General features: G+C 42.8%; 25 protein-coding genes and 1 riboswitch. Of the genes, 13 read left to right on the top strand and 12 right to left on the bottom strand.

All coding sequences use genetic code 11. The features are described 5' to 3' along the window. Window position 1: 1 nt before the first annotated feature. Complete coding sequence (gene glnS / locus ACYFDN_RS05140) at window positions 2-1,666, bottom strand: glutamine--tRNA ligase (protein ID WP_483510188.1); 1,665 nt, start codon at window positions 1,664-1,666, stop codon at window positions 2-4. A 338-nt stretch (window positions 1,667-2,004) separates the two neighbouring features. On the opposite strand from glnS, the gene ACYFDN_RS05145 reads away from it, so the two are divergent. Then, complete coding sequence (locus tag ACYFDN_RS05145; protein ID WP_152782539.1) at window positions 2,005-2,406, top strand: hypothetical protein; 402 nt, start codon at window positions 2,005-2,007, stop codon at window positions 2,404-2,406. A 19-nt stretch (window positions 2,407-2,425) separates the two neighbouring features. On the opposite strand, the gene ACYFDN_RS05150 is transcribed toward ACYFDN_RS05145, so the two are convergent. Together ACYFDN_RS05150 and norR are read right to left on the bottom strand one after the other, a co-directional pair. After that, a complete protein-coding gene (locus ACYFDN_RS05150; protein WP_483510189.1) occupies window positions 2,426-3,235 on the bottom strand; it encodes a fumarylacetoacetate hydrolase family protein in 810 nt (269 codons plus the stop codon). 55 nt (window positions 3,236-3,290) lie between these two features. Next, a complete protein-coding gene (norR, locus tag ACYFDN_RS05155) occupies window positions 3,291-4,865 on the bottom strand; it encodes a nitric oxide reductase transcriptional regulator NorR (protein WP_483510190.1) in 1,575 nt (524 codons plus the stop codon). A gap of 187 nt (window positions 4,866-5,052) precedes the next feature. Here norR and ACYFDN_RS05160 point away from each other — a divergent pair, with 187 nt between their 5' ends. The 3 genes from ACYFDN_RS05160 (at window position 5,053) to rhtB (ending at window position 7,224) form a co-directional block, all read left to right on the top strand. Continuing rightward, entirely contained in the window at window positions 5,053-5,322 is a 270-nt protein-coding gene (locus tag ACYFDN_RS05160; protein ID WP_016401063.1) for a hypothetical protein, read from the top strand. After that, the gene (locus tag ACYFDN_RS05165) at window positions 5,322-6,521 is read left to right on the top strand and encodes an NnrS family protein (protein ID WP_483510191.1); all 1,200 of its coding nucleotides are present in this window, start codon (window positions 5,322-5,324) and stop codon (window positions 6,519-6,521) included. The genes ACYFDN_RS05160 and ACYFDN_RS05165 overlap by 1 nt, the downstream gene beginning before the upstream one ends. A gap of 85 nt (window positions 6,522-6,606) precedes the next feature. Next, window positions 6,607-7,224, top strand: coding sequence for a homoserine/homoserine lactone efflux protein (gene rhtB / locus ACYFDN_RS05170; RefSeq protein ID WP_483510192.1), 618 nt, complete (start codon window positions 6,607-6,609; stop codon window positions 7,222-7,224). Window positions 7,225-7,298: 74 nt separating this feature from the next. On the opposite strand, the gene ACYFDN_RS05175 is transcribed toward rhtB, so the two are convergent. Then, window positions 7,299-7,889 carry a hypothetical protein gene (locus tag ACYFDN_RS05175; protein ID WP_472590818.1) on the bottom strand — a complete coding sequence of 197 codons (591 nt, stop codon included), beginning with the start codon at window positions 7,887-7,889 and terminating at the stop codon, window positions 7,299-7,301. Window positions 7,890-8,200: 311 nt separating this feature from the next. On the opposite strand from ACYFDN_RS05175, the gene ACYFDN_RS05180 reads away from it, so the two are divergent. After that, on the top strand, window positions 8,201-8,896 hold the full coding sequence (locus ACYFDN_RS05180) for a glutathione S-transferase family protein (protein WP_483510193.1): 696 nt from the start codon (window positions 8,201-8,203) through the stop codon (window positions 8,894-8,896). Window positions 8,897-8,963: 67 nt separating this feature from the next. Here the strand turns inward: ACYFDN_RS05180 and ACYFDN_RS05185 are convergent, their stop codons facing one another. The 3 genes from ACYFDN_RS05185 to ACYFDN_RS05195 form a co-directional block, all read right to left on the bottom strand. Then, window positions 8,964-9,464: a YbhB/YbcL family Raf kinase inhibitor-like protein gene (locus tag ACYFDN_RS05185; RefSeq protein ID WP_483510194.1), complete on the bottom strand. Its 501-nt coding sequence runs from the start codon at window positions 9,462-9,464 to the stop codon at window positions 8,964-8,966. Window positions 9,465-9,607: 143 nt separating this feature from the next. Then, the gene (locus ACYFDN_RS05190; protein ID WP_483510195.1) at window positions 9,608-10,414 is read right to left on the bottom strand and encodes a helix-turn-helix transcriptional regulator; all 807 of its coding nucleotides are present in this window, start codon (window positions 10,412-10,414) and stop codon (window positions 9,608-9,610) included. A gap of 36 nt (window positions 10,415-10,450) precedes the next feature. After that, window positions 10,451-10,846 carry a cupin domain-containing protein gene (locus ACYFDN_RS05195; protein WP_483510196.1) on the bottom strand — a complete coding sequence of 132 codons (396 nt, stop codon included), beginning with the start codon at window positions 10,844-10,846 and terminating at the stop codon, window positions 10,451-10,453. Window positions 10,847-11,014: 168 nt separating this feature from the next. Between ACYFDN_RS05195 and ACYFDN_RS05200 the strand changes: the two genes are divergently transcribed. Next, window positions 11,015-11,485: a CreA family protein gene (locus tag ACYFDN_RS05200; protein ID WP_016401071.1), complete on the top strand. Its 471-nt coding sequence runs from the start codon at window positions 11,015-11,017 to the stop codon at window positions 11,483-11,485. Window positions 11,486-11,601: 116 nt separating this feature from the next. Here ACYFDN_RS05200 and nagE read toward each other — a convergent pair whose 3' ends face one another. After that, window positions 11,602-13,044, bottom strand: a complete 1,443-nt coding sequence (gene nagE, locus ACYFDN_RS05205) for an N-acetylglucosamine-specific PTS transporter subunit IIBC (protein ID WP_338621455.1) — start codon at window positions 13,042-13,044, stop codon at window positions 11,602-11,604. A 284-nt stretch (window positions 13,045-13,328) separates the two neighbouring features. Here nagE and nagB point away from each other — a divergent pair, with 284 nt between their 5' ends. From nagB to ACYFDN_RS05225, 4 genes are all read left to right on the top strand, one after another. Next, window positions 13,329-14,126: a glucosamine-6-phosphate deaminase gene (gene nagB, locus ACYFDN_RS05210; protein ID WP_016401073.1), complete on the top strand. Its 798-nt coding sequence runs from the start codon at window positions 13,329-13,331 to the stop codon at window positions 14,124-14,126. 9 nt (window positions 14,127-14,135) lie between these two features. Further along, entirely contained in the window at window positions 14,136-15,272 is a 1,137-nt protein-coding gene (gene nagA, locus ACYFDN_RS05215) for an N-acetylglucosamine-6-phosphate deacetylase (RefSeq protein ID WP_483510197.1), read from the top strand. A gap of 8 nt (window positions 15,273-15,280) precedes the next feature. Further along, on the top strand, window positions 15,281-16,498 hold the full coding sequence (locus tag ACYFDN_RS05220; protein ID WP_483510198.1) for an ROK family protein: 1,218 nt from the start codon (window positions 15,281-15,283) through the stop codon (window positions 16,496-16,498). A gap of 117 nt (window positions 16,499-16,615) precedes the next feature. Continuing rightward, a complete protein-coding gene (locus ACYFDN_RS05225; RefSeq protein ID WP_483510199.1) occupies window positions 16,616-18,154 on the top strand; it encodes an EAL domain-containing protein in 1,539 nt (512 codons plus the stop codon). Between the two features lie 835 nt (window positions 18,155-18,989). On the opposite strand, the gene ACYFDN_RS05230 is transcribed toward ACYFDN_RS05225, so the two are convergent. From ACYFDN_RS05230 to ACYFDN_RS05240, 3 genes are read right to left on the bottom strand one after another with little or no spacing between them, the layout of a single operon-like run. Further along, window positions 18,990-19,232 (bottom strand): FeoC-like transcriptional regulator, encoded by a 243-nt coding sequence (locus tag ACYFDN_RS05230; protein ID WP_016401077.1) that lies wholly within the window; start codon window positions 19,230-19,232, stop codon window positions 18,990-18,992. Beyond that, window positions 19,213-21,471: a Fe(2+) transporter permease subunit FeoB gene (feoB, locus tag ACYFDN_RS05235; RefSeq protein ID WP_483510200.1), complete on the bottom strand. Its 2,259-nt coding sequence runs from the start codon at window positions 21,469-21,471 to the stop codon at window positions 19,213-19,215. The genes ACYFDN_RS05230 and feoB overlap by 20 nt, the downstream gene beginning before the upstream one ends. After that, window positions 21,468-21,695, bottom strand: a complete 228-nt coding sequence (locus ACYFDN_RS05240) for a FeoA family protein (protein WP_152782511.1) — start codon at window positions 21,693-21,695, stop codon at window positions 21,468-21,470. The genes feoB and ACYFDN_RS05240 overlap by 4 nt, the downstream gene beginning before the upstream one ends. 201 nt (window positions 21,696-21,896) lie before the next feature. On the opposite strand from ACYFDN_RS05240, the gene ACYFDN_RS05245 reads away from it, so the two are divergent. From ACYFDN_RS05245 to ACYFDN_RS05255, 3 genes are all read left to right on the top strand, one after another. Next, window positions 21,897-22,229 (top strand): translation initiation factor, encoded by a 333-nt coding sequence (locus ACYFDN_RS05245; protein WP_016401080.1) that lies wholly within the window; start codon window positions 21,897-21,899, stop codon window positions 22,227-22,229. A gap of 43 nt (window positions 22,230-22,272) precedes the next feature. Next, a riboswitch (yybP-ykoY riboswitch) is annotated at window positions 22,273-22,441 on the top strand. 10 nt (window positions 22,442-22,451) lie between these two features. Next, window positions 22,452-23,006, top strand: a complete 555-nt coding sequence (locus ACYFDN_RS05250) for a TMEM165/GDT1 family protein (RefSeq protein ID WP_483510201.1) — start codon at window positions 22,452-22,454, stop codon at window positions 23,004-23,006. A gap of 64 nt (window positions 23,007-23,070) precedes the next feature. Beyond that, a complete protein-coding gene (locus ACYFDN_RS05255; protein WP_406608761.1) occupies window positions 23,071-23,430 on the top strand; it encodes a glutaredoxin family protein in 360 nt (119 codons plus the stop codon). Window positions 23,431-23,479: 49 nt separating this feature from the next. Here the strand turns inward: ACYFDN_RS05255 and fadR are convergent, their stop codons facing one another. Further along, window positions 23,480-24,196, bottom strand: coding sequence for a fatty acid metabolism transcriptional regulator FadR (gene fadR, locus ACYFDN_RS05260; RefSeq protein ID WP_016401083.1), 717 nt, complete (start codon window positions 24,194-24,196; stop codon window positions 23,480-23,482). Between the last annotated feature and the right edge of the window lie 197 nt (window positions 24,197-24,393).

The following is a 24,393-nucleotide window of genomic DNA, read 5'->3' on the forward strand; positions in this document are numbered from 1 at the left end:
CCTAGCCACCAATTTTAGCCCACGTATCACGCAAACCTACGGTACGGTTAAACACTAAAGCTTCTGGGCTTGAATCTACGCTGTCGGCACAAAAATAACCTTGGCGTTCAAACTGATAAGCATGTTCCGCTTCTGCCTTAACTAAGCTTGGTTCAACAAACCCCTGCTTAACTACCAATGACTCAGGGTTAAGCACTGCGGTGAAATCGTCTTCTGCAGCTGGGTTAGCAACGGTAAACAAACGGTCGTACAAACGGATTTCCGCAGGCTTTGCATGTTCAGCAGACACCCAATGGATAACGCCTTTTGGTTTACGTCCATCTTCAGGGTTTTTACCTAAGGTGGTGTCGTCATAAGTACAATAAACGGTAGTAACATTTCCGTTTTCGTCTTTATCACAACGTTCAGCTTTAATCATGTAAGCATTGCGTAAACGCACTTCCTTACCGATCACTAAGCGCTTAAACTTCTTGTTAGCTTCTTCACGGAAGTCTTCAGCTTCAATGTACAGCTCACGACTAAATGGCACAATTCGTTCGCCCATATCTTCGCTAGGGTGATTAGGTGCAGATAGCTGTTCTACTTTGTCTTCAGGGTAATTTTCGATTACCACTTTAATTGGATCTAACACTGCCATTGCACGAGGTGCATTGGCATTTAAGTCGTCACGTATACATGCTTCTAACATTGGCATTTCTACCATGTTTTCCATCTTGGTCACGCCAATGCGCTTACAAAACTCGACGATTGATGCAGCGGTATAACCACGGCGACGTAAACCAGCAATGGTTAACATGCGTGGATCATTCCAACCGTTTACATGACCATCGGTAACTAAAGTATTTAGCTTACGCTTAGACATTACCGTGTATTCAAGGTTTAAACGTGAAAACTCGTACTGATGCGGTACTGTCTCGATGGTAATGTTCTCCAGTACCCAATCGTATAAACGACGGTTATCTTGGAATTCCAACGTACATAAAGAGTGAGTAATACCTTCGATCGCATCCGAAATACAATGCGTAAAATCGTACATTGGGTAAATGCACCACTTATCACCGGTTTGGTGGTGATGAGCAAATCGAACTCGATAAATAACCGGGTCACGCATACACATGAACGAAGAGCTCATGTCGATTTTGGCGCGTAACGAACACTCACCTTCTTTAAATTCACCCGCGCGCATTTTTCTAAATAACGCCAAATTTTCTTCAACAGGAGTATCGCGGTAAGGGCTGTTTTTACCTGGTTGGCTTAAAGTGCCACGGTACTCACGCGCTTCGTCGGCATTTAAGAAACAAACGAAGGCCAAACCCTTTTGAATCAACTCTTCAGCATAAGCGTATAACTGATCAAAATAGTTTGATGAGTAACACACCTCACCATCCCAATCGAAACCAAGCCACTTTACGTCTTGCTGAATTGAGTTAACGTAGTCGATATCTTCTTTTTCAGGGTTGGTATCATCGAAGCGCAAGTTACATGCGCCCTGGTAGTCTTGAGCAATACCAAAATTCAAACAAATCGACTTAGCATGGCCGATGTGCAGATAACCATTTGGCTCCGGTGGGAAACGTGTATGCACAGTGTCATGTTTTCCGGATTTAAGATCTTCATCAATGATGTGACGAATGAAATTGCTAGGGCGATTTTCCGCCTCACTCATACCAGCCTACCTATAAATAATGAAACGCTAATTAAAGCCGTATAATCCCTGATTCTTAGCCTTAGTACAAGCAACCATCGAACAAGCGATGAAAAGATCGCCTTATGCATCTGTTCTGCATCCCTGCCTTTCGATTAAACAGCTTCGGTTGATTAACTTTTTTGTGTTCCTTTTGGCTAAACTCAACCAACGCCTTGCGTCAACTTCTATCAATAAGACTGGAATCAAAGTCGTTCACCCCCAACTTTCTTACTTATGGTTTTGTTAAGGAAATGGCGAATTTGTAGTCATGGTTTATAGTGATTAATGGTTACTGTTGATAATTAAGGGAATATGTCATGCGTCTACTTAGTGTTGCTTTTAGCATCCTGTTATTGGTTGCGTGTTCTAGCCAACCCACCTGGGATGGTATGTCAGAGTCTGAAATTGCATCTTGGAAAGAAATCGGGGTAAATGTTGAACAAGTACAAACCTATGTACGAGCAGGTATGAGCCAACCACAAGTTAAAGAATTTATAGACCAAAACTTTACTGACCCAAACCAAATCACAGCTTGGGCCCAAGCCTTCACTGCTGTTGACGCCCGAGGTTGGATAGATTCAGGCTTTGATCTTTCTTCAGCCACTGCATGGGCCGCTAAAAAGTTCACTCACCAAGAAGCCAGCGCTTGGAAGTCTGCCGACTTTGATCTAGACGGCGCTGTAGACAATCGCAATAAGGGCTTAACTCCAGTAAAATAACGCCATATAACATGGGTGTTTACTCAATTTGAGTAGACACCTTACCTAGACCTTCAATACTCACTTCTACTTGGTCTCCACTCTTTAGTGCCTTAGTTCTTCCCGGTGTACCAGTAAAGATCACATCATAAGCTTGCAAGCTTACATATTGGCTAATGTAACTAACAATATCCTCTACAGAGTGAATCATGTTCGCCGACGATTCTTGTTGAACGATATCGCCGTTTAGCTTAGTGGTCACTGTGAACTGGTTATCAGCTGTAGTTTGAGTTATCCAAGGAGAAATGGGTGCAAAACCATCGGCACCTTTAGCCCGCCACCATTGCAAATCTCGACCTTGCCAAGAGCGCTCGGTGAGATCATTCCCTACTGTGTAACCAAATATACATTCTCTAGCATTTTGCTTAGATACCTTTGAGCAGTTTTGACCAATCACAACCACCAGCTCTCCCTCAAAATGCACATTTCGCGCATCCTTTGGGAGCTGCAAAGGCCCTCCAATACTGAGAGAACTATATGACTTATAAAAAATTTCTGGCTTGCTGGCACCTGCATCTCCAGCATGGCTGCGATAATTTAAACCCACTGCAAATACTGTAGCCGGTTTTATCGGCATTAAGTACTTAGCTGATGCCTCAGCCGATGTTTGACCATTAACTTGGCCTTCCTCTAAAGGAGAAGCATTTAAGTGAAGTAGCTTATCACCATCGCGTTTAACCCAGGTTTTTACCCCTTCACGGTCAATTAACGCAAACTGGCTGGTTTGCTCAGCAGTCGCTGGGCTTGAGAGTAGTAAAAGCGCGAAGCCTGTCGATAATATGTAATTCACAGTTCGTCCTTGATGTTAGGTGTCTCAGTAACTACGTACACAAGCAAACTATAGTTTAGCGTTTAATCACTTTGTCCACACTTAAACCCAAACGTTTTGCCAAGCGGCTTAGATTGGCTCTATCAACCCCTAGCTCTTTAGCTGCCGCAGACCAGCTTCCTTGGTGTTTTTCTAAACTCGCTGCTACCAAGCTTTTTTGATACGCGTCTGTTGCTTGGCGTAAGTTAAAGCCAGCAACAATGCTTGTGGGTGCAGTCGATTGATACGAGGAAGCTTCTACAATATCTGCTGATTTAAGCTCACCGCAATCAGCAACGCTAATTCGTACAATAGCTTTAGCACTTTGGTGAGCTCGCGCTTTTAGCGCTACGCGGCTAATTAGATGCTCTAATTCCCGAACATTGCCAGGCCAATCGTAGGCATTTAGATAAGCCACCAAATCACTTTGAAGTTTTATTTGTGGAATCCCCAACTTGCGTTTAACCAGCTCCACAAAAAAGCCCGCTAATAATTGAACATCCCCCACTCTCTCTCTTAAAGGTGGAACCAAAACAGGATAGACCGATAAGCGATGATACAAATCGGCGCGAAATCGGCCTTGCTCAACTTCCTTTACTAAATCCCGGTTCGTGGCGGCAATCACCCGCACATCTACTTTTTGAATTTTGTCTTGCCCAAGCGCCTGCACCTCTTGGTTTTGCAATACTCGCAATAGCTTACTTTGGGCAGCCAAAGGCAACTCACCTATTTCGTCGAGGAAAATAGTGCCGCCATCAGCAATGCTAAATTTGCCAGCGCGGTTTTTATCGGCACCAGTAAACGCGCCTTTAACATGGCCAAATAGTTCACTTTCAATCAAATTGTCAGGTAAGGCCGCGCAGTTCACATGTACTATTGGCGCGTTATAACGAGACGATTGAAGGTGCAATGAGCGGGCGACTAGCTCCTTACCCACCCCGGTTTCCCCTTGGATCAGAATAGTAAAATCAGATGGTGCCACCAAGGCAATTTCTTGTTTGAGGCGCTTCATCACCGGGCTTTCACCTACCATTTCATCACTGTTGTGATGCCAAGCTGCTTGATTTAGTTCTTCCAATACTTGTTGCGAATGATGAGCCTGCTGTTCCAGTAGGTCTAAGGTTAAGCCTGTATTAAGGCTAGCTGCCGCCATGGCGGAAATTACCTCAAGTGTTCTATTGGGAATGTCATCAAATACTTCCGGAGTAAAGCTATCTAAGGTAAGTACGCCAATTAAGCTTTGATCAAAATACAAGGGTAACCCCATACAGGCATGAACAGGCAAATCACCTTCTCGGTCGATCAACAAGCCATCATAGGGATCGGGTAACTCACAGTTAGCCGGAAAACGCACCGGCATGCTGGAGGCACAAATTTGTTGAAATCGCGGATGTTCCGACAGGTAAAAACGCCTACCTAGAGTATCTCGGCTAAGCCCTTGCAGCGTAAGAGGAGTGAGTTGCTCACCTCTTACTGCAAGCAGAGCCACTGCATCACAAGCAATGGTTTTTCGCACGGTATCCAGTAACCGGTCAAAGCGATCTTTACTACTAAGATTTTGCGCTAAGTCTAAAGCTAACTCGATTAAGGCTTTTGAAGATATATCTGACATTACAACTCCTCATTTATACCCATAGTAGTCAAAATGACATGGAATATCCACGTGTCATTATGACAACATCACATCAAGAGTCGGCGAATTAACTGGTCTTAGCGGTTTTAAATAGTTGGTATGAAGATTGCGAAGTACATATGTAAACGAGAAATGAATATCAAATAGCTAGTATCAGGAGAATTCCATGAAACACTTTCCTTTATTCGTAGATTCAAACAAACCAAGTGCTTTTCGCCAATACATGCGTTGCATAGTGGGTGGAAACTGGTTAATGCTAGTCTCACTGCTTGTGATCATTTCATCCATTATCATTTCCTACCCCTTAGCACAGGCTTTTTCTATTCCAATGCAAATTACTGCACACATATCTACCATTGTATTTGCTGGAGTATTAAAAGTTGGTTACGTGTTACGCTGCGTAGGATTTAACGAACTCGGTCAAGAGGTTATATAGTGATTAAAATTGCTGAGCCAGATACAAACGATACTGCACAACATTGGCATCAACATCCGATATTCGAATTAGCCTTTCGCCCTTTCTTCTTGCTAGCAGCCTTTAGCTCGGCACTTAGCTTGGCGATTTGGATATTATTACTAAATGGCCACATGCTAATTGGCCATAGTGGGCTAAGTCCGCATGTGTGGCATGCTCATGAAATGCTAGTTGGCTTTGGCACTACCGTAGCAGTTGGCTTCATTCTTACTGCGGTACAAACCTGGACCGGCCAGCCCAGCATAAAAGGAAAAGCACTGGCTGCTTTAGTAGCACTTTGGTGTTTAACTCGTATTGCCTTTTACATAAACACTGCCGAAAGTGTGGTACTGGCTACCATCTTACAAGGTCTATGGTGGCTAGCTGTTGTAATCATCTATAGTAAGTTGGTATTTGCTGCGCAAAATCGACGTAACTACATATTTATCGCACTGCTTTCGGTAATGGGTTTAATCAACTTGCTTATATTAGGCAGTGATTTAACAGCAAACAGCGGTCTGGCGCTGCATTTAAGCCGAGCCATGGTTTTATTGTTTACTATAATGATGGCTTTAGTGGGCGGCAGAGTTATTCCCTTCTTTACCGTTCGCGGCGCGCAAACTGCACCCATCGAATGCCCTGCATGGATTAACCGCTTGGTAGGTCCATTAGCAATTGCAACCACTGCGGCTTTTATTGCTAGCTATTTTGTAAATACCTATCAACTTGTACCACTAAGTTTAATGTTACTTGGTCTGTTTCACTTATTACGCTTAGCTTACTGGCGCAGTATTAACACCCTAAAAGTGCCTCTGTTATGGTCGCTACACATATCGTATTTGCTTATGGCCTTGGGTTTAATTGCTCTTGGCGCGAGCTATTACCTAACTACACTAAGCTTTAGCAATGCGCTGCATATCATTACCATTGGAGCCATTGGCTTAATGATTTTTGCCATGATGAGCCGTGTATCGCTTGGCCATACCGGCAGAACATTGATCATCAAGCCTATTATTAGCATTGCGTTTATCCTCTTAGTAGCGGCTACGTTAATACGCACTTTTTTACCCCTTGCTGATGCTTTGTTAGCTTGGAATTTAAGTGCTGGACTTTGGATAATCACGAGTTTGATTTTCTTGGCGGTATATTTGCCAATATTATCTTCTAAGCGCCAAAGCTAAACATTTTACGGCAAGCTCTAGACGCCCTTAGGCTATTCTGCGATATTGCAGCAATGTTTAAGGGCTTCTTTACAAGGATTTCCCCATGTTGCTCAGTGTATGGCTCACCTTTGTAGCCGCTTGTATTGTATTTAGTATTTCACCGGGAGCTGGCACAGTAGCCACTATTAGCCATTCATTAAGTGGTGGTTTTAAACAGGCATGTAAAAACATAGCTGGCTTACAACTAGCTTTGGTTACTCATCTACTGATTGTGTCTATTGGTTTAGGCGCATTGTTAGCGTCTTCGGCGATAGCGTTCACCGTAGTAAAGTATCTAGGCGCAGCCTACCTTCTTTATTTAGGCATTAGTAAATTCTTTGAGAAATCAGTAGCACTAACTGGAAAAGAAGTGGCCATTAAAACCAGTTCACAGCTTATTAAACAAGGGTTTATCGTTAATTTAATGAACCCAAAATCAATTATTTTTCTTGCTGCATTTTTACCGCAGTTTGTTAATCCAACTCAAGATATGACCGGCCAGTACCTGCTTTTAGGGCTTACAGTGGTAATGATTGATTGCGCCGTGATGTTTAGTTATGCCACCTTAGCGTCAGCGGTAAAGCCTTGGTTAGGAAAGGCGAAGTTTGTAGCCTTGCAAAATCGTGTATTTGGCTCGCTGTTTGTAATGATGGGCATTGCGCTGGCTCGCGTAGAACGCTAGTAAGTATGTCCATCAAACAATAAAAAAGACGCTATGAAGCGTCTTTTTTTATTTTAAGCGAGAGAAGCAATCAATTAAGTACGTTTATAACAACGTAACAACACCAAACTTAAACCAACCAACATTAATGGCCAAGTAGGCGGAGCTGGTACAGGTGTTGCTGCGGTATAAGAAAGCGCGTCAAAACCGTAAACCGCTGAACTACTCCCTGATCCAACCAATGAAAAGGATCTTAACGCTGTATCACTAATCAAGCCGAAAAAGGTACTTTCATACCACACATCGGTAATCTTTAGCGCTTCATCGATAATGTGGCCTGCACTATCCAAATAATCCAAATGAGATGAGTTAAGTTCGTTCAAATCAAAGCCAAGTGCAAACACATCGTGTTCAAAATCAATGGTGAAAGTATTTGATTCAAAAATACTAAGGGCTTTTGCGCCCTCACTAACTAAACTACTAGTGCTTCTATAACGGTTCGCACTAATCGTTAAGTCTTCGTTCAGCAAACTTGGATCATTGAATCCTTCAAAGGCTAACTCGGCACCAGCAGCATTTTCAAATGCAGCTCGATCGGTATAAACAATAAACCCAGCATGGGCTTGCTGCGTTAGTCCAAGCACAGCAGCAAAAACGAGTAGCGTATATTTCATTCTATTCAGCATATAAGGTCCATTTAACAGGGTACGACTTCCATTTCAGCCCGACATACTAAACTAAAAAGACTGTTGAGCAAGTCGTTATTTCAAACTCATATAGGCTATAAACCCTTAATTTTATTAAGGTTTAAACTTACACTATGTTAAGCAGATGGCTCGTTTATAGTTCTTAAACGTTGATTCGAAGCAAAAATCAGCAATGGCTGGCATAAGTTTAAAACTAGTCTTTTGGTGTACCTAAATAGATAGCGAATAAATTTCGTCTTTTTCTCATCAGGTTCGTCTTATAAGTAATTCACCAATACGATGAGAACATCATGATTAAAATTGTTAGCTTTAAAATTTGCCCATTTGTTCAGCGCGTCACTGCTGCTTTAGAAACTAAAAACATAGCTTACGAGATTGAATACATTAGTTTGCAAGACAAACCGCAGTGGTTTTTAGATATTTCACCTAATGGGCAAGTTCCCGTTCTAGTGACAGAAAACAATACAGCGTTATTTGAGTCAGACGCCATTATTGAATACATCGAAGATGAATTTGGCTCTTTAGAAGCTAATGTTACTAACGAGCAGCGAGCCATGGATCGAGCATGGAGTTACTTAGGCTCAAAGCACTATTTAACCCAGTGCGGCACAATGAGCAGCAAAGACAAATCCACCTTTGAAGAGCGCAGTGAGAAATTATTTAAAGCCTTTACCAAAGTAGAAGAAAAGCTGTCTGGAACAACGGTGTTCTTTAAGTCTAACCATGTAAGTAAAGTTGATATCGCTTGGCTACCGCTGCTGCACCGCGCAGACATTATCAAAAGAAAAACAGGCTTCGACTTATTAGAAGGCTTACCCGAAGTCCAAGCTTGGCAACTCAACTTGTTAGCTACAGGCATTGCTGAGGCTAGTGTTGCGCAAGATTTTGAAGAGCAATTTAGCAACTTTTATCTTACTAATACTTATCTAGCTGGCTATAGCAAAAGCAAAGCTAAGGAGGAACCTGTGGGCCTTACAGCCAGTTAGCGAGGTTCGCATTAATCGTTGCTCTTAGATTCATCGCTAAGAGCAACAGTGCAGAAAGCAAACTCGATTATTCACGCTGGTATAAAGCTTCAATGGTGCTCGACTCTAAGGTATTGGCATTAATCATATACCCGGCCAAGGCCCCCGAGGCTCTTGTTGGTAAATCTAGTTTTTCAACCGATAAGGCATGCAAGGTAAATCGGTAGCGATGCATACCATGTCCTTTGGGAGGGCAAGCTCCGCCAAATGCCTCAACACCATAGTCGTTCTCAATCTGACGGCTACCATTCGGCATTATCTCAGATTCGACACTACCGGCATTACTTGCCAAGGAACGGGTACTTAGAGGGATATTAACCACCTGCCAATGCCACCAGCCACTTCCGGTAGGTGCATCTGGATCATAGGCAGTAATGGCAAAGCTTTTGGTGCCGTTAGGTGGATTTTTCCAGGAAAGTTGCGGTGACATATTCCCCCCAGAACAACCAAACCCAAAAAACTCGTGCTGCTTGCTCATTAGCTCTCCATGGCTAACGTCATTACTCGACAAGCTTAGACTCTCAGCCATAGCTATGTTGCACCCGATTAATGAAAAAAAAAACTGTTGCGGCAGATAACGCTCTCATAATAAATCCCTTAAATAAATAATGAGGAGTCATCATAGAACTTACCTAATTACATAATTAGCGCAAAAACCGTCAAGTTATCGCCTTATTCGTTCATTCGGGTTTTTCTTAATTCTCGAGGGGTTAGGCCGAAGTGTGCTTTAAATTTGTCGGTAAATCGAGATTGCGAGTGGTACCCACACTGCTCTGCTATTAAACCTATCGGCTCGACACTGGTTTGTAATAAATGCAGAGCCAAGCTCATACGAGAACGATCTTTAATTGCTTGTACACTGCTACCTTCAAGCTTGAGCTTACGGCGCAATGTAGATTCGCTCATCGCCAGCTTTTCGCAAATGGCTGTGGTTGATAGATCTTTAAAACCACTTTGCGTAAACAACTCGTGCAGCCGATGCGATACTTTGTTTTTGCTTCGCATCATAGCCACTTGTTGATAACCAAGGTGATAAAGTAAGGCCAAAATTTCTCGCTTCCTTAAAGACAATATCTGCTGATTTGCCCAACTACTGCATTCAACAAACTGTTGTAAACTTTGCCTTAATGGGACTGGTATTTTGTCTGCAAAGTATTCTTTATCCGGCTGCTCTCCAATGGGCAATTCTTCAAAATCTTGGTAATCAAATTCAATTAACAAAGCGAAATACAACTTAGCCTTCGGAATATTTCGCATGTTTATGGCTGGGCTGTCCGACAGAAAAATAAAATGGTCGGCCGGACAGTTAATTTTATTGTCGCCCCCAAGTTGCTTGTCTCCGCTTAACACCACAATCAACAAGGGTTTGCTAATAGGTACATTGTGCAATTGCTGTTCTAACACCGAGGAGTAAACCGAAAAAGGCAAATCACTCGATTGTTGCATCGCTTTTCTAATACTAAAAAGCAGCTTATCCATTGCTGGCATCCTTGATTAATGAACTCGCAAGCAAGCTTATTGGCTGAAAGTTGGCTTAGTTACTTGGTGATCGGTTGGTTGAGGCGTTACCGTCATTACTTTTACCGCTTCGGGGGTTTCAAAACGGTGCCATTGATTTTGCGGAACCACCGCTAACTGCCCTGCACTTAGCGCGATACGCTGTTCTCCCTCTTCCTGTAACAAAATAAGCGAGGTAGAGCCTTCGATAATTTGAACAATTTCATCACCTTCTAAATGTCGCTCCCATTCGCTATTGCCAGCATAATGGCCAATGTAAATGCCGCCATTGCGATATGCAGATAACTCAGAAAATGCGCTCGCTAAGTCTTGTGCTGTAGACTCCGGCCGACGGTCACTTGCAAAACGAAGTTGTTTAAATGCTTCCGATAAGGTGACCACTTTTATAGGCATAATTATTCCTTGAAAAGCTGCCAAATCTAACTTCGCTAGAAAGTGCATAACATCATGAATTTTGCAGCTACTGTAAGTTAATAGCAATTAACGTTATTTGCTAAACGCGTCCAAGCTTAGTAGCGTACTAAGATACTGTAACGAGACATAAATAAAAGAAGTGATTTTATGAAAAAGATCCTTAGTACTATTCTGGCCTGCGCCCTACTCACTGCTTGTGATAGCAATGAAGTCGCCGATGTATCTTTAGGCTTACTTACCACCAAAGACATTAAAATCAGCGTATTGAAGGATCCGTTAATCGACGGAGTGACCTGTCACATCGCTAATGTAGAAGCCGATCTAGACTTTGCAGACCCTAGCGATATGTCCATATCCTGTCGCCAAACTGGCGAAATCACCCCAGCGATGTTAGCTAACATTGATAAAAGCAAATCTGGTGAAGTGGTGTTTAAAAAGTCGAAAAGCATTTTGTTTAAATCACTCAAAATACGCCGAATTTTTGATGAAGAATCACAAACCCTAATGTATTTGTCTTACTCAACCAAAGAAACATCGGGCAGTTACAAACATAGCTTGTCTACAGTACCGCTATGGGGAACCAAAGCCTATGCCGAACCCGCTGCTATAACTCAGTAACCAATATCAAAATCAATATAAAGTAGTAAAAAAAAGGCCCTCTAATGAGGGCCAAACACTATCACCACAATAGCAGTTAAGGACGACTGCTTTTTTTTGCTCTTTTCTTTGTTCTTTTATTTGGCCGCCAATAGCTTCAACTCATTGGCAACAAATTCTACGTGTGGACCAATCACCACTTGTACCGCCGTTTTACTTGGAATAATAACGCCAGGTACATGTTTTTTAAGTTCATTTACATTTACTTGGTCACTATCTTTCACTTCTAAACGAAGACGCGTTGCGCAGTTATCAACTAGCACTACATTGTCGGTACCACCTAACATGGTTAGTACTAAATCTGCTGTATCGCTGTGCGAACCTCCTACGCTTAAGCTAGCTTCCTCTTCAGTTGCATCTTCACGCCCCGGCGTTTTTAGGTTCATTTTGATGATCATTGTTTTGAAAACAAAGTAGTAAACAGCAAAGAAAACTAAGCCTTGTGGAATCAGCATGTACCAGTTGGTAGCAAGTGGATTACGTGATGACAGCACCATATCAACCAAACCAGCACTAAAGCCAAAGCCCGCCATCCATTGCATTGACGCAGCAATAAACACCGAGATACCAGTAAGTAAGGCATGTACAACGTAGAGTACTGGAGCTACAAACATAAAGGCGAACTCGAGCGGCTCTGTTACACCGGTAAAGAACGAAGCTGTAGCAGCGGCAATCATAATTGATGCAACTTTAGTTTTGTTCTCAGCTTTAGCGGTGTGATAGATAGCTAGCGCCGCCCCTGGTAATCCAAACATCATAATCGGGAAGAAGCCCGCCATGTAACGGCCTGTTTCTCCAGGCACAGCATCAGAAGCAACACTCAAGAACTTGCCTAAATCGTTAATGCCGGCCATATCGAACCAGAACACAGCATTTAGTGCATGGTGAAGGCCAATTGGAATAAGTAAGCGGTTAAAGAAGCCGTAGATACCCGCGCCTACCGATCCCATACCAGTAATACTCTCACCAAAAGTAACTAGGCCACCAAAAATTAGCGGCCACAGGTACATTAATACAAAGGCCACCACAATACCGGCTACCGAGGTAAGAATAGGAACTAAGCGCTTACCACTGAAGAAGGACAAGGCTTTGTGCAGTTCAACTTGATAAAAACGGTTATACAGCTCGGCCGCCATAATACCGCTTATAATACCTACAAATTGGTTTTCGATTTTAGAAAACGCCAGTGTGCTTGCATCATTTAGCGTTACCAAGCCAATTTGTTCTACGGCTCCCGGAGAAAGCAAAGTGGTTATTACCATGTAGCCAACAAAACCGGCTAGCGCGGCAGCACCGTCTTTGTCACGAGACATACCATAGGCAATACCAATAGCAAACAGTACCGACATGTTGTCGATAATAGCAGCGCCAGATTTAATCAAAAATGCAGCCAGCGCGCTATTACCGCCCCAGCCGTTCGGATCAATCCAATAACCTATTCCCATTAAAATGGCTGCTGCTGGTAGCACAGCAACGGGCACCATTAAGGCTCGACCAATTTTTTGTAAATAGCTAAACATAGTATCCCTCGTTATGGTTATTAATAACCAAGTTCAATTTTCCAGTAGCGTTTGCCTATTCGAGCTTGGTGCATCATTGGTTATTTCGTTGATTAATGATCCACCAAGAACTTAATTCGCAGTGTAAATAATAAAAATTCACACGCAAATAAAGAACCGCAAAAATGTGACACACGCACGAACAATAGAGACTAAAACAGGCTATTTATCACAAAATATCGAAAACTTATTTTTCAAAGAGAATTATATTGCTAAACTAAGCCTAAATTTAGTGGAGAACGATCATGAGATTAATACCATTACTCGACAAAAACCAAGTAGGACGATGGTCCGCCCTTTATATCGCGGAGAAAATTAAGTCCTATAAGCCCACAGCTGAGCGCCCATTTGTATTAGGTTGCCCTACTGGAGGTACGCCGCTAGCTACTTATCAACACTTAATAGAACTGCATAAACAAGGTGAACTAAGTTTTGAGCACGTTGTAACGTTTAACATGGATGAATATGTTGGGATCCCTAGTGACCATCCAGAAAGCTACTACAGCTTTATGCACAACAATTTTTTCTCGCAGATAGACATACCAGCAGAGAACATTAACTTGCTCGACGGTAACGCCGAAGACTTAGAAGCAGAATGCGCCAGATACGAAGCCAAAATTAAACAATACGGAAAAATAAACTTGTTTATGGGTGGCGTAGGTGTTGATGGACATATCGCTTTTAACGAACCGGCATCGTCTTTGGCCTCTAGAACGCGGGTTAAAACCCTTACCGAAGATACCCGTATGGTAAATTCACGCTTCTTCGACAGCTTAGAGCAAGTGCCAAAACTGGCGCTCACGGTAGGAGTGGGAACTCTACTTGATTCAGAAGAAATTCTTATATTGGTGACCGGACACAACAAAGCCCAAGCGCTAGAAGCCGCGGTAGAAGGCAGCGTTAACCACCTTTGGACTATTTCTGCCCTACAACTTCATCCTAAAGCGATGATAGTATGTGACCAACCTTCCACTATGGAATTGAAAGTAAAAACAGTACGTTACTTTCATGAGCTGGAAGCCGAAAACATCAAGAATATTTAGGATAAGCGAATGATGTACGCCCTAACCAATGCATTAGTGTTTGATGGTTGTGAATTGCTAAACGGCTATTCGGTGCTTGTTGATAACAACAAAATCAGTTCAGTGGTGCCTAACCAACAAGTATCGCCACAAATTAACAGCATAGACTTAAATGGCTCGGTACTTTGCCCCGGTTTTATCGACCTACAGCTAAACGGTTGTGGCGGAGTAATGCTTAATGGCGACTTCTCTAGCACCAACTTAGAGCGTATGCATCAAACTAATTTAAAAAGTGGTGCGACTAACTTCATGCCTACCCTTATCACCACCAATGATGAGGAAATGGAGCAAGCGGTTACCGTTTCTAGAGAACACAGCAAAAATAGCGGCACAGTTAACCTAGGGCTTCACTTGGAAGGCCCCTACTTAAGTGTTGATAAAAAAGGCATTCATAGCGAGAAACTGATCCGCCAACTTAACCAACAACGATTACGCTTTTTGCTCGACAATCATGACGCGGTTAAAAAGGTCACCCTTGCGCCTGAACAGGTTGAGCTAGCTAGTATCTCCGCACTTAAAGAAGCAGGCATATTGGTCTCTTTAGGTCATACCAACGCAAATTACCAGCAAGCAAGCGACGCCATTAATGCCGGGGCTGGCTTTGCCACTCATTTGTTTAATGCCATGAGCCCAATGACCGGGCGAGAGCCAGGTGTACTTGGCGCTATATTTGACCACAACCTCTACGCAGGCATCATCGTAGATGGCCACCATGTGTCAAACGCCAATGTGCGCATCGCAAAACGATTATTGCGCCACAAGCTATGTTTAGTTAGTGACGCAACCGCTGCAGCTGGCGCTGATATAAGCAGCTTTGATTTTGTTGGACGTAAGATCACAGTTCAAGATGGGATTTGCTTTGGCGATGATGGTACACTCGGCGGTTCTGCTTTAACCATGATTGAAGCAGTAAAAAACTGCGTACAATCAGTAGGTTTATCTCTTCGAGACAGTTTAAGAATGGCTTCTTTGTACCCAGCAACCGCAATTAACAGGGATCACGACTTAGGCAGAATCAAGGCAGGTTACGCCGCAAACTTAACCGCATTTGATCAAGACTTTAATGTCACCCTTGCAATTAGCGATGGCCAATTGACTCAGTTTTAATCAAAAAGATGAATGACAAATTAATCGTAAATGTAGATAAAGTTAAGCAGGTAAATACTGCCGCAGTATATGGCATGATTGACCAACAAGGACCAATCTCGCGGGTGAAAATTGCGGAGCAGAGCCAACTAGCGCCCGCCAGTGTGACAAAAATTACCCGCCAACTGCTAGCAACAGGCTTAATTAAAGAAGTTGCCCAACAAGCCTCCACCGGAGGTCGTCGCGCTATTTCTTTAATGGCTGAGCAAGGCAGTTATTACTTTATCTCGGTACGATTGGGTCGCGGAGCTTTAGATATTTCACTGTTTGATTTAAGCGGTGTATCTCATGCCCACGACAAACTCTCAGTAAACGAACTTGAGCAAGGTCCGTTAACCCAAGAGTTACTCGACAAAATCGCCGACTTTATTGAACAGTATGTTAGTGAACAAAAGCAGCTTATTGCGGTAGCCGTAACCTTGTCAGGCTTAGTTAATCCCGGTGAAGGCATTGTGGTTTATACCCCACATTACCAACTACGCGATTGCCCATTAGGTGAAATGATAGAGAGCCGTTTTGGTTTACCCGCTTATATCGGTAACGATACTCGCGCGATGGCTTTAGCCGAACATTACTTTGGCGCAACCAAAGACTGTTTAGACTCGATACTCATTACCGTGCATAGCGGTACTAGCGCGGGCATCATTGTTAATGGTCAGGTATTTATGAGCCAACACCGCGATGTTGGCGAAATTGGTCATATTCAAGTCGACCCATTAGGTCAGAAATGCCAGTGTGGTAATGTTGGTTGCCTAGAAACCATTGTATCTAACACCGCCATTGTCGCGCGTTTGCAAGCGCTAATTGAGCAAGGTAGCCCAAGTATTCTGGAAGCCGGCTTTACCATTGAAGACGTATGTTTTGCGGCTAAACAAGGCGACATGTTATGCCGACAAGTACTGCAACGTGTTGCCACAGTATTGGGTAGCAGCATTGCGATTGCCATTAACCTGTTTCACCCGCAAAAAATTGTATTAGCGGGTGAAATAATGGCCGCTGAAGACATTTTATTACCCACCATCAAGCAATGCATTCAGCATCAAGCCTTAAGCTCTTTTGCCGATGCCTTGCCAGTGCAAGCAGCACACTTTCAAAATAAACCGACCATTGGTGGCCTAGCACTCGTAAAGCGTGCCCTACTCGACGGCAGCCTGTTAATCCGCTTAATCAATCAAAAGCCGGAATAAGCATTCAAATATAGCCCAATAACTAATCTAGAAAATGGAACTTAAAACACTGTAAAGCATAGGAATGATTGATGTTTTTATGCTTTACTTGTGAGGTCTATGCAAAAGGATTGGTTAATGCGGATATTCTCACCTCGAACCGTTGTAATCAGCAGCGGATTTTTCACCTGCGCTCTGATGGTATACATTGCCTTAATGCTGCTTTCAGCAGATATTAGTGAAAGCCAACGCCGCTACGCCCACAATACCATTTCTCTGACTCAAACAGTTATTTATGATTCCCTTCAAGCTTTAGACGACCTTGAAAAACTAGATATAAATGATTGTAGCGAAGCTTCCCTCACTAAGATGCGCCAAACAGTATACTTAAGTAGTTATATTCGCGATGTGGGTTTACTAAAAGACGATCACCTTCTTTGTACTAGTGTTGGCGGCTTACTCGAAGAGCCAGTAGCTTTAGATCCTCCATCTTTTTCTACCTCACTAGGCTTTGATATTTGGCTTAATACACAGCTCATCATATTTGATTACCTGCACTCTGGAGTGGTGATTCGCAGGGGCGACTTTAATGTGGTGATCGATAACAGTACCTTTGCGCCGCTTGAATATGGTGATAATCAATGGGAGTTAGTGTCGAACAGGAGAGAAAATGCCATTCACCTCACCGGCACCCAAGGTATATATAAAGACACCGACACCTTGGTTTATGAGGAAGTCACCGACAACTATCACTATTTTCACAGCTGTAGTGAAAACTACGATTTTTGTATCGCCCTAAGCCTTTACAATTACACGCTTATTAAAAACAAAACTTGGTTTTTATTCTTCTCGTTAATGCTCAGCCTTGCCTTTGGGATTTTGGCAAGCATCTGCTCCGAAACATTATTTAAGCGTCACAGCAGCACCAACGCTCGACTTCGTCGAGGTTTACGTAAAAAGCATTTTTATTACCAAATTCAACCTTTGGTGGACTTAAAAACAAAACGAGTGATTGGCGGTGAGGTATTGGCGCGCTTTAAGGACCCGCTTGGCGAGCTTTATCCAGACCAATTTATTGGTGAGATCCGCGCCTTAAAACTCACTTGGCCGTTTACTTTATTGGTGATTAAAAATGCGCTAAAGGACCTGCAAGCCAGCGGTGTAATACAAAGCGATTGCAAAATTAGCTTTAATATTTTCCCTAACGACGTTGAAAACAACAACATCAACGAGTTAAAAAACTTACAAGAGGTAAAAGATTTCACAGGCAACATAACCTTAGAAATAACCGAAGACCTGCAACTAGACAGCCTGGTAGCAAACCAAAATATAAACCAAGTCATTAAACAAGGTTTTGAAGTTGCCATTGACGACTTTGGTACCGGCTACTCTAACCTTGCTCAACTAAAAAACTTTCGCTGCCAATACTTAAAAATAGACAAAAGCTTTGTATTTGATTTAGAAGCTGGCTCTATACGCTCTTCGCTAGTACCGCACATGGTAGATATTGCTCATAAGTCTGACTTAAAAGTAATTGCCGAAGGCATAGAAAATATTATGCAGAGCAAAGTATTAGAAGATTTAGGTGTTGAATATGGTCAAGGCTGGATGTTTGGCAAACCAATGCCAGTGAAGCAGTTTATCGAAGCTTATCAACGCACTCACAACAGCGGGTAGATTACAGCTCCTCAACTCAAACTGCTTAACTCTAACCAGTTTTAAAGTAAGCTTTTACCCGTAGACCTGCAACTTAAAGGAACATAGATGAGTGAATCAGCTCCGGTTGATGATTTTGAGAAATCTAAAAACGTAAAAACAATAATCATCCAGTTATTGCTGGGAATTGTTCTTGTTGCGGTTTTCTATGTGATATACACGGGGCTGATGTTAATCACTCCGGAATTCGCAAAAATACATAGAAACTTTGATGTTGAGCTTCCTAGGTTTACAGAGTATATCTATAAAAACTATATGTATTACCCTATATTCTATTATCTCGCAAAGGTGACTTACAGTAGCTATTGCTTAAGCCTTCTCTTCTGTTCGCCTAGTTGGAAGGTATTTAAGCGAGTTACCATTTTCAATATACTTCTATGTATCGTAGTAGTGGTGGTAACCATTACTAGTATTTACTATTCAACCTTTACCATCGGAGCCGCAATATAGTTTAAAGCTAGGCTGGCAAGATTTAACGATAAAAGCCACAGGCTAGAGTTACAAACATGACGATAAATAATTACAGGCTCTATGCCGACAAAAACATCTTCTACTATTCAACGTTTGAAGATGCTAAAAAGGCTGCAACAAAATTCATACCTGAACGGACTACCCTTCGGATCGAAGTATTAGTTGAAGTTCAGTCTTTTGAAGCTGATTTCTGGGCTTATGAATATGATAACAATAGATGGGTGCCATCTTGAAGCTCTAGGAAACTAAATACATTTAAGATATATAGAACAAAGAAAAGGACAACTTACTGTTGTCCTTTTTTGGTCTAAGTTTGGGTATAGATTTAACAGGTTACGCCAATGCTATTGTCATTTTGCCAGTAAAGCTGCCACTGCTCTTCACTAGCGCTACAACCACAGCCTTTATTACATGAGCCGAGTTTAACAACTCGCAACTTATGGCGCTTAACCCATGGTTGAAGCATAGCTAGCGCCGCGTCATCGCTAAGCGAAAAATGCTTAGCGACTTGGTTTAACAACACACCGGGGTTCTCTTCAATATAGCTTTTAAGCGCTTGTAGTATCATAGTGCTCAGCCTTTTGACGCTTTAAAAACAGTACCCAAACACTTAGTACAATAACCATTGCCAATAACAATACACTGGCTGAAATGGGTGTTTGTTGCCATGTTGCCGCTTGGTAATAAATAGTTGCGGTGCAATAAGCTAACAAGGTCGACCATACACCAATCAATCTTGCCCATTTTAATCCAAGCTCTTTGACCAAAGCGCCCATCGCCGCTGCACAAGGCATGTACAACAAAATAAACAACATAAACGATACAGCTGAAGCTTGGCTAAAGTGTTGAGACAACTGTGACATAGTGCCTAGATCTACTTCATTGATTTCTGCAGCGCTAGCTACATCTTCAGCTTCTTCAATAGCAATGCCCAGCGGATCGCCATAATTAAGGTCGTTAAAGTTATCGACAATGCTTTGACCGGCTTCTTGGAAACGGCCTAAGTAAGTCCATGCTTCAGCCTCTTCTTCAGGATCTGCATATAGACTGTTTAAGGTGCCAATTACCGCTTCTTTAGCAAACAGGCCGGTTACAATTCCTACGGTGGCTGGCCAATTATCTTGCTCGATGCCCATGGGGCCAAATACCGGCGTAACAAACTGGCTAGCGCGAGCCAATATGGAGTGCTCTTGACCTTCAGCATCCAACTCACCGCCGGTACCAACGTGATTAAGAACACTTAATATCGCTACCACTAAAACAATGGTTTTACCGGCGCCAACAATAAAGCCTCGCACTTTTTGCCAAGTAAGCAATAGTACCCCAAACACTGTTGGGAACTGATAGTCTGGCAGCTCTAATACAGAGTCTTGAGCTGTGCCAGGTAGCAAAGTGTACTTAAGCAGCAAACCGGTAATAATCGCAGCGATAATGCCCACAATATACAAAGCAAACACCATGTTCTGCCCTTGCTCGGGGAAAAACGCAGCAACAAACAAGGCATATACGGGTAAACGTGCACCACAAGACATAAACGGACTCATTGCTGAGGTAAGCACCCGTTCACGGTGCTTTTCTAGTACTCGAGTAGCCATAATGGCCGGCACGGTACAACCAAAGCCCATTAACATTGGCACAAATGCTTTACCGGGTAAGCCGATAATTTGCATAGCGCGGTCTACAACAAACGCAGCACGCGCTAAGTAACCTGAGCTTTCTAACAAGGCTAAAAACAGATACAAACAAGCAATTACAGGAATAAAGGTTGCTACGGTTTGTATGCCTACCCCTACTCCGCTCGCCAATACAATGCTCGCCCATTCTGGCGCACCAACACTGGCTAACAGTTCGCTCACCCCATCAACAAAAATAGTACCAGCTGTAATATCGAAAAAATCGATAAACACCGCTCCACCGTTAATGGCAAACATGAACATTAGGTACATAACACCTAAAAAGGCCGGAATACCTACCCAACGGTTAAGCAATACTTTGTCCAGTAGCTCGGAATAATCGCGGCTTAGCTGGCCTTTTTTACTGATACAGCTTTGGGTAAGTTGGTAGATAAAGCTATAGCGGCTGTCAGCGAGCTCTAAATCAACGTCAGTTGTTGTAAATTGCCCTAGCGCGTGGCCCACCTCTAGCTGTAAATCAGGGTCTAGTTGCTCGGTTAGCCATGGATCATGCTCAATTAAGCGCAGAACTTGCCCCTTGTTTAAGCCAAGCTTTTGCTGCCACTCGGTTGTAAAGGCTTCAATTTCCGATGGGTATTCCAAGCTTAAAGCGGGAGCTTGCTGGGCTTGCTCCATTAATTTAGGCAAGTTGCGCTTAAAGTCATTCACTTGCTTTTTCGAGGTGGCTGACAAGCACACCACTGGCAAATTAAACTGCTCGCTAAACTGCTTCACCTTAATATTAAGTAGCTTAGCTTTAGCTGTGTCCATTTTATTTAGCACCAACACCACTGGCAGGCCAAGCTCTTTAAGCTGAATGCTTAAATACAGGCTACGCTCCACTGCGCTGGCATCAATCACATTAATTACTAGGTCTAGTGGCTCAGATTGCAAAAACTCACAAGCGATCCGTTCATCTAATGAGCTTTTATCAAGCTGCGGATCAATGTTGTATACACCGGGTAAGTCTACGACTTCTGCTTGCCAGTCGGCTTGGCGGATCCAGCCAGACTTTTTATCTACAGTTATCCCGCTAAAGTTACCTACTTTTTGTTTACTGCCGGTTAAAGCGTTAAACAAGGTACTTTTACCGCTATTAGGATTACCTACGGTGGCTATCATATGTTTGTTCATAGACTATCCACCTCAATCGCTTTTGCTTGGCCATTACTTAGCGCAAGGTTGATTCCAGGTGCAGATACTTGGATAGGATCCCCAAGTGGAGCGCGCCTTACAATGGTTAAGGTCGTATTGGGTAAAATACCCAACGACATAAGCTTCTTGCGCATTGCTCGCGGTAAGCCATTTAAGCTCAATATTTGCGCCTTTTGACCAGTGGCTATTTCATCCAATGACATGGATCCTCCATACCTAAGTCTAAATAATAATGATTTTCATTTGGCTTCATTGTGCGACACACATCACTGTTCCGTGTTGATCTAAATCAAACGCTTATAGATAGCTTTGTATTTTTGTGAGAAATATTTATCGCTATTTTTTGAAACCGTCTGAATAAATACGCTACCATCAGCACAACTTACGTATAAGGTAGATTGAAGATGTCATTCAAAGACCAACTTTCGCAACTGGTTTACTCAACAGACCAAGGCCGCATTGAACCAGAGCAGCAAGCTGAACAAGTGCCTGAAACAGACGGTACTATTAAGCTGCGTAGAGAAACTAAAGGCAGAAAAGGCAAAGGGGTTACCTGCTTAACAGGTTTTGGTTTAGCCGAAGCAGAATTAAAAACCTTATGTAAAGACATGAAAAAACATTGCGGCGTAGGTGGCAGCGTTAAAGATTACGTTATCGAGATCCAAGGTGACCAACGCGACAAGCTAGAGGTTTGGCTTAAGCAGAAAGATTACAAAACTAAACGCATCGGTGGCTAAACCATTGCCTTTAGTGGGGCTTTTGGGTATATTCAGCGCGCTTTTGGGGAGTAGCTGCCCATATCAATAAGGTATGGGGCATTTATCAACATACTTAGTGCTCATCACTATGGTAAATGCAGCCTTTATTGGCCTAGCAAGACCAAATGCACATTAACGCCATAAAGAGGTGAGCTGCGTTGTGTGCATTGGTTTATCTGCTCGCCTCATACAAGAAATCCAATGGAAGCTTTATTCACTTCAATTACTGCCGTAGCCATTGCCGAGATAGGCGATAAAACTCAACTGCTTGCTCTTCTGCTCGCCTGCAAATTCAAAAAACCTCTGCCAATTATTGCCGGTATTGTTATCGCAACTCTACTTAACCATGCAGCCGCAGCTTGGTTTGGCTCGTTAGTGCAGCAATGGCTAAACCCTGAGATTTTACGTTGGCTAGTTGGCTTATCATTTATTGCCATGGCGCTTTGGGTATTAGTGCCAGACAAAATAGATGAAGACGATAGCAAACTACTCAAATACGGCCCCTTTTTGGCCTCGCTCATCTTGTTTTTTATTGCCGAGATTGGCGACAAAACCCAGGTTGCGACTGTGATTTTGGCAGCCAAGTATGACTCGATGTTTATGGTAATTACCGGCACTACCATCGGAATGTGCCTAGCCAACGTGCCAGTAGTGCTGGTGGGTAAGCTTGGCGTAGAGAAATTGCCTATGACTCTTATTCATCGAGTTACTGCTATTTTGTTTTTGGTGCTGGGCATTACAACGTTGGTGTTTTAGTAAGGCTTTTGCTGAGCACTGATTGTGTTAAACTCAGCCGCAAATTGTTAGCAAGGTTGTAATAATGAAACTAGTTCGTTGGATTTTAGGCCGCATTATATTGTTACTTAACGCAGTATTTTCCCCTAAGGGCGTAAAAAGAAGTGCTGAGGAGCAGGCGGTAATTGATCAAAAAACCCAAGGTTTACACCTATATCAGCTGCCGGCTTGCCCATTTTGCGTAAAAGTACGTCGCTCGATGAAACGTAATGGTTTAAGTATAGGCTTACGCGATATTAAGGCGCAGCCAGAATATCTTGAAGAGTTGGTGGCCCAAGGTGGTTCAAGAAAAGTGCCTTGTCTACGCATTGAAAATGGCGACCAAGTAGAATGGTTATACGAGTCTAACGATATCATTAACTACCTAGAAGCCAAGGTAGCCTAAAACCAAAAAGCTCCGCAATGCGGAGCTTTTTACTACTAGCAGCTAAAACTTAGTCTGCTTCCATAATATCACTTGGCATGGTTTCACGCAGGCGCTTCCACACTTCACTAGTAGCAATACCGTAACTACGCACTACTTGCAGCGCTTTATCATGTTCGCCGCTATCGGCCAACGTGATGAGCTCTTGATAGAAATTATCAACTAAGGTGCGTGCTTGAGGGTCGTCAAAGTAGTATTTACCTACGCTTTGATACATGCCTCTAAAGCCATTTAAGATAAGCGCGTATAAAGGATTGCCCGACGCAAAAGATAAGCCGTGTAACACTTGATAATCAAACTCAGCGTAAGCTTCGCCAGTTTGCTCAAGTTGTTTGTATTGCTCGATAAGTTGGCGACTTTTCTCGGGATTGTTTTTTAGGGCACCACGAATAAAAATCACACTAATGTTGGTTCTTGCTGATAGCAGTTGCTCAAACAACTCTGGCACACCATCGGTATCTAAACGGGCTAAAGTTTCCAAAATATTCAGCCCTGCGGTTTCCCAAAAGTTGTTCACCTTAGTGGGTTTGCCGTGCTGAATAGTTAACCATCCATCTCGCGCTAATCGTTGAAGCACTTCACGCAAGGTGGTGCGGGTTACACCTATTAACTCAGATAATTCTCTTTCGGCGGGTAAAATTGTGCCAGGAGCAAAACGGTTATTCCAGATAGATTCAATGATGTATTGTTCTGCGAATCCCGCTGGACTTTTTGCTTTAATTACCATTATTTACTCAGTCTATTTTCGTTTTTATTGTATCGATAATAACAAACCATTAACTAAAGCTAAAGCAAGTGGTTTGAGCTCAAACCTCCAAATTTGAAAATCTCTTGACTATTTTTATCGACACTTGAATAAATTTGATATTTTCGGTTGTTCAACTACCAAAGCCACGTGAGATCACATACAATCGCGCACGAGTT

It is taken from the genome of Agarivorans sp. D1326, assembly GCF_056958115.1.